Raw genomic sequence first — 12,693 nt, 5'->3', positions numbered from 1 at the left:
ATCAGGCCAGGGCCCGGCGCCGCGTGGCCCGGGCCGGGGCGCGCGGCCTGTCCCAGCCGCCGCCGGCGATCGACCACAGGATGCAGCTGCCGTAGACCGTCATGGCGAGCGCGCCGAGGGCGAAGTAGACGGGCAGGCCGGCACCCCAGGCCAGGGCCAGCGAACCGGCGCCGGCGAACAGCAGGAAGCGCAGCACGCCGGCCGCCAGCGGCCATTCGAGGCGGCCCGCGCCCTGGCTGGCGAAGTACAGCGAGAAGCCCATGGCGAAGAAGCCGTAGAACGGCCCGACGATATGCAGGTAGGTCGAGCCGGTCGCCAGCAGCTGTGCATCGGCACCGAACAGGCGCAGCCAGGCCTGCGGCCATAACGATGCGGCCAGCCCGACCAGTTCGGCCAGCACGAAGGCCATGGCGCCGCCGGTGATGGCGATGCGCCGCGCGCGCGCCACCTGGCCGGCGCCGATATTGGCGCCGACCAGGGCGACCATGGGCGCGCCCAGGCCGAAGGCGATCGGGATCAGCAGGTACTCCAGCCGTGCCGCGGTGGCATAGCCGGCGAGGGCGGCGGTGCCGCCGTGGCGCCCGACCTGGGCCGTGGTGACGGCGATCAGCGCGTTGGTGAGGATGGGATTGAGGCAGGCCAGCGCGCCGATCGTCAGGATGCTGCGCATCGGCCGCCAGTGGAGCCGGCCGGCGGCGAGGCGCGCGGCGCAGCGCCCCGACAGGCAATACCAGCCGAGCACCGCCGTGCCCGCCGCATAGTAGGCCACCAGGGCCCAGGCGCCGCCCGCGACGCCGAGCCGCGGCAGCGGGCCGAGGCCGAAGATCAGGCACGGCGAGAGCGGGATCAGCAGCGCGGCGCCGCAGCAGATCACCAGGCCCGGCACCGTCATGTTGCCGGTGCCGCGCACCACGCTGGCCAGCGCGTTCATGGCCCACATCAGCGGCAGCCCGGCGAACAGCACGCGGCCATAGGCGCTGGCGGCGTCGAGCGCGGCGCCATGCGCGCCGAGCAGGGCGAACAGCGGACGCGCGCCCAGCCACAGCAGCAGCGAGAACAGCACGCCGATCAGCAGATTGATGGCCAGCGCATGGCGCGCCAGCTGCGCGACCAGGCCGCTGTCGCCGGCGCCGAGCGCGCGCGCCACCGCCGAGGAGATGCCGCCGCCCATGGCGCCCTGCGACATGTTCTGCATCAGCATCAGCACCGGCACCACCACCGCCACGCCGGCCAGCACGTCGGTGCCGAGCCTGGCCAGGAACCAGGTCTCGATCAGCCCGGTCGACGACTGGGCCAGCATCATCAGCATATTGGGCCAGCTCATGCGGGCCAGGGTCGGGGCGATCGGGGCTTCCAGCATGGCGCGCACGCGCGCGTCCGGCGCGCGCGGCGTGGCCGTGCCGCCAGTGCCGTTGGAATGGCTGCTCATGTTCTGTTCTCCCGCGGCGAGGGCGGCCGCGTCGTTGTCATCCGGGGCATGAAGATATTTGCATATGCACGTATGTGCCGATCCAATTTACTTGCATATGCCCGTATTGGTCAAGGTGGATTAGAATGCAGACCATGCCGCCGCGCGATCCGCGCGGCCCATCCGCCACCGGAGCGCCGCATGCGGCGCGCGGGAGGCGGGTCTGGCGCAGGGCGCCATCAGGCATCGACCCCATGCCACCAGTGCCACCAGCACATGCCATCCGCAGGGAAGAAGGAAACCGACCATGCCGTCATCGACCATCAAGGACCCGCTGGTCTGCAACGGCGCCGCGCTGCGCAAGGCGACGCGGCGCATCAGCCAGCTCTACGACGCCGCGCTGGCGCCATGTGGCCTGAGCGTGTCGCAGCGCTCCGTGCTGCTGCACATCGCACGCGGCGGCAGTCCCACCATGACCGAACTGGCGCACGCCATGGTGCTGGACCGCTCGGCGCTGGCGCGCAATATCCAGCCGCTGGAGCGCGACGGCTACCTGGTGCAGCGGCGTGACGAAGAAGACGGGCGCAGCCGGCGCGTGGAACTGACCGCGGCCGGCCGCGCCAAGCTGGCCGAGTCGAACCGGTTGTGGCGGGGCGCCCAGGACCGTTTCGAGACTGTCTACGGCAGCGAGCGGGCGGCGGCGCTGCGCGTGGCGCTGGCCGAGATCTACTCGGACGAGTTTGCGCAGGCGTTCGAGCAGGGCACGCCGTTGCCGGCGGGGCGTGGCGCGGAGGCCGCCTAGGCGGCCGCTTCGGTCAGGGGCCGCCGCGGCGGCCCCGGTCGACACCTTGGCGAGGCAAGACCCTGGTTGCGCTTCGCTCGTCGTGTCCTAATCACAAATTCGTGGACTCCGTCAGCCCTGAGTCCGTCCATAAGCCGCGCGATGCGTCGTCACCAATGCGCGCAAGGCTCCAGCCTTGCTGCGCTTTGCTCCTGGCCTCGCACGTCTTCGTTTTCCCGACAGACTGAGTTCTTCCCCGAATTCAAGGCGCCGGACCCTGGCCGGGCACCCACCAGCGCTGCAGCCGCCGCGCGGCGCCGTCGAGCGCGAAGCCGAGCGCGCCGATGACCAGGACCGTGGCGAGCAGCTCCGAGTAGGCGAGGCGGTCGCGGGTATCGAGGATGAAGTAGCCCAGGCCGGCATCGATGCCCAGCATCTCCGCCGGTACGAGGACGATCCACACCACGCCGATGGAGAGGCGCAGCCCTGTCAGCACATGGCTGAGCACGCCCGGCAAGATCACGCGGCACAGCAGTTCGGCGCGCGTGGCGGCCAGGCTGCGTGCCAGCAGCAGCCAGCGCGGATCGAGCTGGCGCACGCCGGCGGCGGTATTGAGCAGGATCGGCCAGACGCCGGCGAAGGCCAGCAGGAACAACACCGAGCGGTCGCCCACGCCGAGCACCATGACCACGATCGGCATCCACGACAGCGGCGAGACCATGCGCAGGAACTGGAAGGCCGGTGACAGCGCCGCATCGACCCGCTGCAACCCGCCTACCAGCAGACCGGCCGGCACGCCGGCCAGAAGGGCGATGGCCAGCGCGGCGAGTACGCGGCGCAGGCTGGCCCAGGCGTGCTGAAAGAAGTCGGGCTGTTGCAGCAGCCCGGCCAGGCTGGACAGGGTGGCGCCGGGGCTGAAGCGTGCCGCCAGCACGCTCGTGCCGTGCGCGCCGGCGGTCGCCCACCACCAGGCCAGGGCCAGGGTGCCCAGCCCGCCCAGGCCCAGGCGCAGCCCGGCGCTGCGTCGCCACAGCGCGGCGGCCGTCATACCGCGATTTCCTCCCGGCGCGCAAAGTCCTCGGCCATGCCGAAGGCACTGGGGCCGCCAGCGGCTGCGAGCGCCTGGCGCACGAAGCGGTCATCGACCAGTTCGCGCGCGGCCTGGCGCGGGTCCAGGCCCGCCAGGAAGGCGCTGTTGCCCTCGATCAGGGTTCCTTGCAGCCGCCGCACCAGTTCCTCGGTGTAGCTCGGGTAGGGATAGGGCTGGAAGTCGATGCGCTTGTCGTTCCAGCCGGCGTGCCGGATTGCTCCGCTGGCCAGGTAGCGGCCGCGCTCGGCAGGGTCGGGGTCCAGCACCTTGCGCAGCACCGGGAGCGCGTGCGGCGTGTAGCGGTTCGGGCCGTCCTTGGACAGCAGGGCAGCCGCCTCCGCGCGATGGTCCCGCGTCCAGCGCTGTGCCTTGACGATGGCGTTGACCACCTTCTGCGACCAGGCCGGGCGGCCATCGAGGTCGTGCTGGTGCATCAATACGACGCAGCAGGCGTGGTTGCGCCAGACGTCGCCGGTAAAACGCAGGATCTTGCCGATACCCAGGGTCTCCGCGGCGGCATTGAACGGCTCGGCCACGATATAGCCTTCGATCTGCCGCGCGGCCAGTGCCGGCGGCATGTCCGAAGGGGGCATCACCACCAGCTTGACCTCGCCGGGGCCGGCCGCGCCGCCCTTGCGTGCCACCGGTGTCAAGCCTTCCTGCCTGAGCAGCGCCTGCAGTACCACGTTGTGGATGGAGTACCAGAACGGGATGGCGACGGTCTTGCCGCCCAGGTCGCGCAGCGAGGAGACCTGCGGCGCCACCGTCAGGCCGGAGCCGCCCACATGGTTCCAGGCCACCACCTTGGCGGGCACCCCGCTGCCGAAGCGCGCCCATACCGTCATCGGCGAGAGCAGGTGCACCACGTTGACCTGGCCGGCGATGAAGGCTTCCACCAGTTGCGCCCAACTGCGCAGCAGCACCGGCTTCTCGGCGCGGATGCCCTGCTGGTCGAAGTAGCCATTGTGATGGGCGACCAGCAGCGGCGTGGCGTCGGTGATCGGCAGGTAGCCGATGCGCACCGGCGCATCGGGCTCCGTGGCCGCGCGCGCCTGCAGGGATCGCAGCAGCGGCAGGGCGCCGCCGGCAGTGAACAGGGCGGAGAGCTTCAGCCACTCACGCCGCGAGATCGGTACCTGGCACATAGTGTTCCTCAAGCGGTTCGGTAAGGGGGGATGCGCTTGGCGCCCGGCGCGGCGGCATGGCTTGCCGCAGTGCCTTGACCAGCCCCACGCGCAGCTCGCCCAGGGCTTCGACGCTCGCTTCGCGCGGATGGGGCAGGGTCACCGTCCACTCCTGCACGATGCGCGCCGGCGTGCCGCCGAGCAGCACGATGCGGTCGGACAGCAATAGCGCTTCGTCCAGATCGTGCGTGATCAGCAGCACGGCCGGCCGCTGCGGCCCGGCGCCGGCGCCGACGAGTTGTCGTAGCAAGGCCTGCATGTGCGCACGCGTGACCTCGTCGAGCGCACCGAAGGGCTCGTCGAGCAGCAGGACGCGCGGCTGCCGCGCCAGGCAGCGCGCCAAGGCCACGCGTTGCGCCATGCCGCCCGAAAGCTGGGCCGGGAACAGGTGCAGCGCATGGCCAAGGCCCACGGCATCCAGCATCTGCGCGACACGCGCCTGCCGCTCGTGGCGGCTGCTGGGCGGCTGGTGGCGGAAATCGAGGCCGAAGCCGGCGTTCTGCCCGACCGTCAGCCACGGCAGCAGGCAGGGATCCTGGAAGGCCACGGCGACGCCCGGATGCGGTCCGCCGAGGAGCTCGCCATCGAGGCGAACGCTGCCGCGGGTAGCCGGCTGCAAGCCGGCCAGTACCCGCAGCAGGGTGGACTTGCCGGCGCCGCTCGGGCCGATCAGCGAGACGATCTCGCCGGGGCGCAGGGTCAGTCCGACCCCCGCGAACAGCGCCGGCGCGCGGTCCGTGCCGTAGTGCAGGGCCAGGCCCTCGGCCTGCAGCCGCACGGTGCTCATGCGGCCTGGCGCGCGCTGCCGCGCGCGAGTTCCGTCCGCAGCTGGACCAGGCTGGGCGTGACGATGGGCAGGAAGGCGGCCTCGCGCCAACGCCGCGCGAAGCCGCCGTGACGGCCGTGCAGGTAGCCGGCGCCGCCGCGCGCCTGCAGTTCGAGCTGGGCCGCCTGCTGGGCCAGCTCCGCCAGCTGGATGCGCAGCAAGAACAATGCGTGCGGGGCGTCGACGAAGGCGCCGGCATCGACGCCGGCGCTCAAGCGGGCCGCGGCCGCGTCGAGGTCGGCCGCGATCGCCCCGGCCGGCTCGGCCAGCAGCGCTCGGCCGCTATCCTCGCTGCCGCGTACCGACGCCAGGCAGCGCCGCGCCAGGCCGATCGACAGGCCGCATTGCATGCCGAGGAAGGCCGGCCGCACGCGCGGCAAGTAACTGCGCGCGTCTTCGTGCAGCAGGTGTTCCGGGCCGAGCGAGACCTGGCTCAATGCCAGGGCCGCGGTGGCGGTGCCGCGTAGCCCGACCAGGTCGAGGTCGGCGCTGCGCTGCACACCGGCCTGCGTGGCTGGCACGGCGAACACGGCCGGCGCGCCGCCGGCCACGTCGCTTGCCGCCACCGCCACGACGAAACGCTGGGCGAGCAGGTTGGTGGCCCAGGGCAGGCGGCCGTCGAGCTGCCAGCCGTCCGTTCGGCGCCTGGCCTCCACCTGCAGCGCTTCGATGCCGCCAAGGAATTTCATCGCGTTCGACAGGCCGCTGGCACCGGCCGTGGTGCCGGCGAGCAAGCCGGGCAGGTATGCCTCGGCCAGGGCGCGATTGGGGGACTGCAGCAGATATTCGATGAAGACCCGCTGTGCCCACAGCACGAATGCGGCCGCCTGGGAATGCCGGGCCAGTGCGGCCACGGCGCCGATCGCCGAGCTGCAGCTACCGCCGCTGCCTCCGGCGGCGATGGGCACGCCGGCACCGATCAGGCCGGCGGTGGCGAGGCGCGGCAGCAGTGCCGCGGCATCGGTGCTGCCGCAGTCGAGGCCGTCGGCGTGCGCGTCGAGCCAGGCGGCAAGTTCGGGGTCCAGCGTCATCGCTACCTCCATTGGGGGCTCAGGCAGTGGCCGGCGCCCAGCGGTAGGGCTCCAGTTCGGCGTTCAGCGGTGATTGGGCGAGGTTGTTGGCAAAGTTGCACAGCGTGGCCAGGCTCACGCCGAGCACCACGTCGAGTGCCTGGCCGGCCTCGAAGCCAGCGTGGAGGAAGTCCTGGAGAGCGGCGTCGGGCACGGCGCCGCGCGTGGCGATGATGGCCCGCGTGAAGGCCGCCAGGGCCTCGTGGCGCGCTTCGCGCAGCGGTGCCTGTGTGCGCAGCGCCTCGACCTGGTCCGTTTCCAGCCTGGCCTTCTTCAAGGCCACGGCGGTATGTCCGGCCACGCAGAAGGCGCAGCCGTGCACGGCCGCGGCGGTGATCTGCACCACCTCGCGCTCGGCCAGCGTCAGTCCGCTGCGGCCGTTGATCTCGCCCACTGTCAGGTAGGCCTCCAGGGCAGCGGGTGAGTGGGCCAGCGCGGCGATCAGGTTGGGCAGGAAGCCATTGTTGGCGATGGCACGCTCGACGAAGGGGCGGCTGGCCGTTGGCGCGTTGTCGGCGCTCAGCAGAGGGAGTCGGCTCATGGCAGTTGCGGCGGGGGGGTGAACGAGCGCCCAGTGTCGCGTGCGCAGGCCAGCGGCACCATGCGCGCGCGTCGCCAATTCCTGCGCGTTCGTCTACATCTGCGTGGCGGCGAGCGAGGCCGTGGCGGAGGCCTGTGCCCTTCGCCGCCAGGCTCCCGGTTGCAGCCCGGTGGCCCGGAGAAACGCCTTGGCGAAGGCGGATTCCGAGCGGTAGCCGACCCGTTCCGCCACCTGGGCGATGGCAGCCCCATCGTCCAGCAAGCGCGTGGCGATTTTCATGCGCAGCAACTGCAGGAAGGTCGCCGGCGGCTCGCCGCAGGCGGCGGCGAAGCGTTTGCAGAAGGTGGCGCGCGACATGTGCACGCGTGCCGCCATGGCCTCGATCGACCAGTCGCGTTCGGGATGGCGGATCAACTCCAGCACCAGCGCCGAAAACTCGGCGCTGCGCAGCATCGGCCACAGGCCGCGGGCCACTTCCTCGCGCGCGGACAGCGCGCGGATCACGTAGAAGAACAGCAGCTCGACCAGGCGCGCTACCAGCGGCGAGGCTTCCGCGCCGCTGTGGCGGGCTTCCTGCTCGATCAACTCGAACAGCGCGCGGATGCCGGGGGCGGCCGGAGCGTCCGCCGGCAGGACCAGATAGTCGGGGAAGGGGGCGAGCAGGGCCTCGGCCATGCCGGCGCGAAAGTCGAAGAACCCGCATGCCAGCCCGGTTCCACCCGCGAGCGGGACGCCCAGCGGCTGCATGACCGCCACCGGCAGGCAGGCCGCCGCGTCGTCGGAAGGGCCCAGGTGGTGGGGGATGTCACGCAGGAAGAAGACGGCGTCGCCGGCACTCAGCCGCAGCGGTGCCTGGCGGCCCGGCACGTGCAACCAGCATTGCCCGTGCAACACCAGGTGGTAGCCGGCACGAGCGCGGCCGGCCAGCGAAGCACGCCATTGCCCGCAGTACTGGCCGAGATGGAAGACCGAAGTTTCGAGAGCCAGGCTGCTCAGGACCCAGTGGATGATTCTGTCGACATGCTGCATGACATTGCTTGCGGGAGCACCGCGCCCGGGACGAGGGGCGCTACAGGCTAGCGGATGCCGGCGGTGCCGCGAAGGAAGGAGTTGTCATGTCGATATGCGGCGGGCCCCGGGGCGTATGCCGTGGATGCCGGCAGCGACGCGGCGGTACGGGTGCCTTTGCAGCCGTCAGGAAGCGTTCTGCATGCGTTGTGTGCCGCCGATGGGGGCGCCGCCGTCATCCAGCCAGCCGGGAGGTCGCTCGCATGCCTGTCGTCTGGTGATCGCGAGGGCGGAGCAAAAAGGGCGGGAAAATAATCTCCCGGATTTTCCGTGGACTGAGAAACGAGCGGCTGGAATTGTTGGTGGGACATTAATACAATGATGTTCAGTTGCGAAGGTATTAATGTATTGCATTGTTTATGGTTTTATGCGGCTGGGGCGCGCTGATCGGCATGTTTTCGGCTGAATAGTGTGGGTATTGATGAATTTTGACAGATATTTGCATGGGCGCTGGCTGCTGGTGCAGACATGGAGGCATGCTTTCCCATGAGACATTGGTTCTCTGTAATGTCATCTTTTTGGGTTTGAAACTGAAATACTAAAGAAGTCACGGAAACGTCATTTCTCAAAACTAGACTTCGCCGCCGAACTCAACGCCGTTTGCCGATTTTGGCAAATCTGGCATTTTCAGAAGCGATGTCCTCAAGGAGTGGGAAATGGAGTGGAGCCAAGCACGACAGTCGGCGGTATTGCTGACGTCGATCGCGAGCGCCTGCCTGCTGGCTGCATGCGGCGGCAATGGTGACGGCAGTTCCAGCAGCACCGGCGGTACCACCAGCGCCGCGACGACCTATGGCGGCGTGGTCCTGGCCACCGCCTACGTTCCCGGCAGCACCACGGGCAATCCGACCATCCAGCCCGGCTACTATGCCGGCGCCACCGTTTGCGTGGACGCCAACAGCAACGGCAAGTGCGACAGCGGCGAAGCCTCGGCCAAGACCGACGCCAACGGCCGCTTCAGCCTGCAGAGCAGCGCTTCCGGCCAACTGGTGGCGGATATCCCGACTTCGGCCACCAATACCGCCGCCGGCAAGGCGGTCTCCAGCCACCTGATCCTGCGCGCCTCGGCGGCGCAGGTGGCGGACCAGGGTGCCACCGGCGTCGTCATCAGCCCGATGTCGAGCGAGGTGCAGCGCCTGGTCGAGGCGAACAACACCAGCTATGCCACCGAGAAGGCCAACCTCGCCGCCCGCCTGAGCGGTCCGGCGCTGGGCACGGCATCGGTGACGGTCAGCGGCGCCGATGCGCTGGCCGACGCCAACAAGCTGTCGGGCGCGGCGCAGCAGGCGCTGCTGTTCGAGGACAACCAGCTCGTACAACGCTACACCTACGCGACGACCAAGTTCGACCGCGGCGACATGTACCCCGACAACCTCGCGGTGGCCGGTGGCGACCCCTCGCTGCCCGCCCTGGCCTCGGCCGGCAAGGTGAGCACGGCGACCGCGGTGACGCCGTCGACGGCACAGCAGACCATCACCTTCGCGCAGGCGCAGCAGGCTGCCTTCAACGTCGAGGGCGTGCCGCGCTACGACAATATCTTCATCATCATGATGGAGAACAAGAGCACGAACACCATCCTCGGCTCCGCTTCCGCGCCCAACATCAACAACCTCCTGAGCAGCGGCAACCAGTTCAGCACCTACTACGCCACCGGCAACCCGAGCGAGCCGAACTACACGGCGCTGGGCGGTGGCGATGACTGGGGCATCACCGACGACGCCTGGTGGGGCTGCGGCGCGGGCGCGCCGGGCAGCGCTACCAGCAACGCGCCGACCGATGCGGCGTTCGCCGGTGGTACCGCATCCGACGGCCAGCCGCTGCCTGCGCTGGCCGCCACGCCGCCGCTCGACTCGAACCACCTGTCGAACTATGGCTCGGTCGGCTGCAGCGTCGGTTCCACGGCGAACCACAACGTCTCGGCCCCGAGCCTGTTCACGCTGCTGTCGCAGGCCGGCATGACCTGGCGCACCTACAGCGAGTCGATGAACCCGGGCCAGGATCCGCGCGCCGACAGCATCGCGGACGCCGCGGTGACGGATACCTACACCGGCGCGGGCGGCCCCGGCACCGTCAACTACGCGGTGCCTAAAGGCCTCTACAAGACCAAGCACCACCCGGGCATGGCCTACCAGAGCACGCGCAACCTGCCGGAGTTCATGGCCAACAACCGCACCGTGGGCGGCTCGCAGTACTCCGCCACGGACTGGGCCAAGTCGACCGCCTACACCATCCCGACCGGCTACAACTACGACCAGCTCGGCACCGACCTGGCCAAGGGCGACGTGGGCAACCTGAACTTCGTCATGCCCGACCAGTGCGATGACATGCACGGCGTGGGCTCGGATGCGTCCTGCTCGGGTACCAACCTGATCCTGCGCGGCGATGCCTACGTGCAGCAGCTGGTCACCAAGATCCAGTCCTCGCCGCTGTGGAAGAACCCGCTGCGCCGCGTGGCGATCGTGGTGATGTTCGACGAAGGCGCCGGCAGCAGCACCTCCTGCTGCGGTTGGAATGCCACCGGCAGCAGCGGCGCCCCCCAGCCGATCCAGCAGGATTCGAGCGGCAAGTGGGCGGCGGTGGCCACCCCGGTGACCAACTACAACAAGGGCAATATCGGCCACGGCAACTCGATCTTCGGCGTGCTGACCAATCAGCCGAACGCGCCCAAGGGTATCGTCGACAGCGACGCGTACAGCCACTTCTCCTTCGTGCGCACGCTGCAGGACATGTTCCAGATCGCCGACCCGCAGACGCCGTCGACCTACCTGGCCCGCGCCAAGTACACCGAGTCGTTCATCGCGCAGAACATCCTGGTCCTGCCTGAGTTCGCCGGTAGCGCGGATACGCACTTCGACTCGGTCCGTCCGATGAACCACGCCTACGTGATTCCCAAGACGTACTCGCAGCGCCTGAACCCCGGCGATGTCACCGGCACCTCGCTGGCGACCGCCCAGGTCGGTCCGGACGCCACTCAGGCCAACGCCTGGGCGCTGTCGAGGTAAGCTGCGGCGACAAGATGCGCTAAGAAGCAAAAAGAAGCGCCAAGAAGCAAGAAGAAGTACGAAGAATGGCCTTGCCTCAGCGGGACTGCCCCCCGGGTAGTCCCGCGCCGGAGGCAGGTGCCATGCCGTTACGGCGGGCCGCATTGACCGGCGGCCCGTTATCACGATCGGTCTCGCATTGCATTTCTTCCGGCGTGCCGGCTCCGCGGCATGGAGCGCGTGCGCGGAAGTGCCATCAAGCAGAGGGAAATCCCCATGGAAATGCCACGTGCCGTCAGGCTGGGAGCGCTGGTCCTGCCGCTGTTGCTTGCTGCCTGCGGCGGCGACGGTGGAGATGGCGCCGCCTCCGGCAGCGCTTCCGCCTCCCCGGGGGGCGGATCTTCGTCCTCGCCGGGCGGTGGAACCTCGTCGACGGGCACCCCCTTGAGCCTGGCGGCCCAGGTCGGGCAGAAGGTGTTCTTCGACAAGACCCTGTCGGGCGGCCAGAACATGTCGTGCGCCAGCTGCCACGATCCGGCCTACGCCTACGGCCCGCCCAACAGCCTGGCCGTGCAGCTCGGCTCGGATCCCACCCGGTCCGGCCTGCGCGCCGTGCCGTCGCTGCGCTACAAGGAGGCCACGCCGGCCTATAGCGACAGCGCTTCCAACCCGGACGGCGTCACGCTGAGTGCGCCCGGCGGCGGTTTCATGTGGGACGGCCGCGCCGACTCCCTCGCCAGCCAGGCGGCGCTGCCGCTGCTGAACCCGGTCGAGATGAACAACACTTCCCAGGCCGCCGTGGTCGCCGCGGTACAGAAGGGCAGCTATGCCGCGCTGTTCACGCAGGCCTTCGGTGCGTCCGCCTTCAGCGACACCGCGGCCGCCTTCGCCAGCATCGGCCAGGCCCTGCAGGCCTTCCAGATGGAAGAGCCGAGTTTCCACCCGTACAGCAGCAAATTCGACCTCTACCTCGGCAACAAGATCGGCGGCACGCTGACCGCCGCGGAGCTGCGCGGGCTGGCGGTGTTCAACGACACCGGCAACTGCTTCGCCTGCCATTACTCCGGTGCCAATTTCAACGGCACGCGCGGCCTGATGACGGACTTCACCTACCAGGCGCTCGGCGTGCCGCGCAACGACAACTCGATCCCGGGCAATCCGTCGCCGATCCCGAAGAACAGCGACAGCAGCTACTTCGACCTGGGTTTGTGCGGTCCTGAGCGGACTGACCACACGCCCAGCCCGGCGGGCAGCGCGAGCGCCTTCTGCGGCTTGTTCAAGGTGCCCACGCTGCGCAACATCGCCTCGCGCACGGCGTTTTTCCACAATGGCGTGTTGCACTCGCTGCAACAGGTCGTGCATTTCTACAACACGCGCGACACGCATCCGGAGTACTGGTATCCGAGCACGGGCGGCAGCGGCTCGCCGACCGCCAATCCCGGCTATGCCTTGTTCACGCAGACGTTGCCGGGCGCCACGCCGCAGAAGTTCAACGACCTGCCCGCCACCTACCAGGGCAATGTCGACGAGGAGGTGCCGATGGGCACCGGCAAGGGCGGCAGCAATACGCTAGGCAGCGGCACGCAGCCGCGCCTGCCCGGCGATACCCCGGCCATGACCGAACAGGACATCTCGGACCTGATCTGCTTCCTCAACACCCTGAGCGACGGCTACCAGGCGCCCGCGACGCCGCCGACCAGCGGCACCTGCGTCAATTGAGATTGAGCGCGCGCCGCCGACCCAT

Annotated in this window: 10 protein-coding genes; 3 read left to right on the top strand and 7 right to left on the bottom strand. The window is 69.5% G+C overall.

Going from position 1 to position 12,693, the window contains the following annotated elements; translation table 11 throughout:
- Window position 1 precedes the first annotated feature (1 nt).
- On the bottom strand, window positions 2-1,360 hold the full coding sequence (locus BKK81_RS29425; RefSeq protein ID WP_071022590.1) for an MATE family efflux transporter: 1,359 nt from the start codon (window positions 1,358-1,360) through the stop codon (window positions 2-4).
- Window positions 1,361-1,715: 355 nt separating this feature from the next.
- Between BKK81_RS29425 and BKK81_RS29420 the strand changes: the two genes are divergently transcribed.
- The gene (locus tag BKK81_RS29420) at window positions 1,716-2,210 is read left to right on the top strand and encodes a MarR family winged helix-turn-helix transcriptional regulator (RefSeq protein WP_071020272.1); all 495 of its coding nucleotides are present in this window, start codon (window positions 1,716-1,718) and stop codon (window positions 2,208-2,210) included.
- A 241-nt stretch (window positions 2,211-2,451) separates the two neighbouring features.
- Here BKK81_RS29420 and BKK81_RS29415 read toward each other — a convergent pair whose 3' ends face one another.
- The 6 genes from BKK81_RS29415 to BKK81_RS29390 form a co-directional block, all read right to left on the bottom strand.
- Window positions 2,452-3,237 carry an ABC transporter permease gene (locus BKK81_RS29415; protein WP_083384528.1) on the bottom strand — a complete coding sequence of 262 codons (786 nt, stop codon included), beginning with the start codon at window positions 3,235-3,237 and terminating at the stop codon, window positions 2,452-2,454.
- Window positions 3,234-4,424, bottom strand: coding sequence for an ABC transporter substrate-binding protein (locus BKK81_RS29410; RefSeq protein WP_071020270.1), 1,191 nt, complete (start codon window positions 4,422-4,424; stop codon window positions 3,234-3,236). Before BKK81_RS29410 ends, BKK81_RS29415 begins: the two co-directional genes overlap by 4 nt.
- Window positions 4,396-5,250: an ABC transporter ATP-binding protein gene (locus BKK81_RS29405; protein ID WP_071020267.1), complete on the bottom strand. Its 855-nt coding sequence runs from the start codon at window positions 5,248-5,250 to the stop codon at window positions 4,396-4,398. The genes BKK81_RS29410 and BKK81_RS29405 overlap by 29 nt, the downstream gene beginning before the upstream one ends.
- Window positions 5,247-6,320, bottom strand: coding sequence for an acyl-CoA dehydrogenase family protein (locus BKK81_RS29400; RefSeq protein WP_071020265.1), 1,074 nt, complete (start codon window positions 6,318-6,320; stop codon window positions 5,247-5,249). Before BKK81_RS29400 ends, BKK81_RS29405 begins: the two co-directional genes overlap by 4 nt.
- 19 nt (window positions 6,321-6,339) lie before the next feature.
- Window positions 6,340-6,900, bottom strand: coding sequence for a carboxymuconolactone decarboxylase family protein (locus BKK81_RS29395; RefSeq protein WP_071020263.1), 561 nt, complete (start codon window positions 6,898-6,900; stop codon window positions 6,340-6,342).
- Window positions 6,901-6,993: 93 nt separating this feature from the next.
- Window positions 6,994-7,929, bottom strand: coding sequence for an AraC family transcriptional regulator (locus BKK81_RS29390; protein ID WP_071020259.1), 936 nt, complete (start codon window positions 7,927-7,929; stop codon window positions 6,994-6,996).
- Between the two features lie 695 nt (window positions 7,930-8,624).
- Between BKK81_RS29390 and BKK81_RS29385 the strand changes: the two genes are divergently transcribed.
- Both BKK81_RS29385 and BKK81_RS29380 read left to right on the top strand, forming a co-directional pair.
- Window positions 8,625-10,970, top strand: a complete 2,346-nt coding sequence (locus BKK81_RS29385) for an alkaline phosphatase family protein (protein WP_071020256.1) — start codon at window positions 8,625-8,627, stop codon at window positions 10,968-10,970.
- Between the two features lie 255 nt (window positions 10,971-11,225).
- Window positions 11,226-12,668 carry a cytochrome-c peroxidase gene (locus tag BKK81_RS29380; protein ID WP_231908132.1) on the top strand — a complete coding sequence of 481 codons (1,443 nt, stop codon included), beginning with the start codon at window positions 11,226-11,228 and terminating at the stop codon, window positions 12,666-12,668.
- Window positions 12,669-12,693: the final 25 nt, after the last annotated feature.

Source organism: Cupriavidus sp. USMAHM13, from assembly GCF_001854285.1.
GTDB classification, from domain to species: Bacteria; Pseudomonadota; Gammaproteobacteria; order Burkholderiales; family Burkholderiaceae; genus Cupriavidus; species Cupriavidus malaysiensis.
Note: the sequence above shows the minus strand (reverse complement) of the source record. Positions and strands in the feature narration are given on the sequence as shown.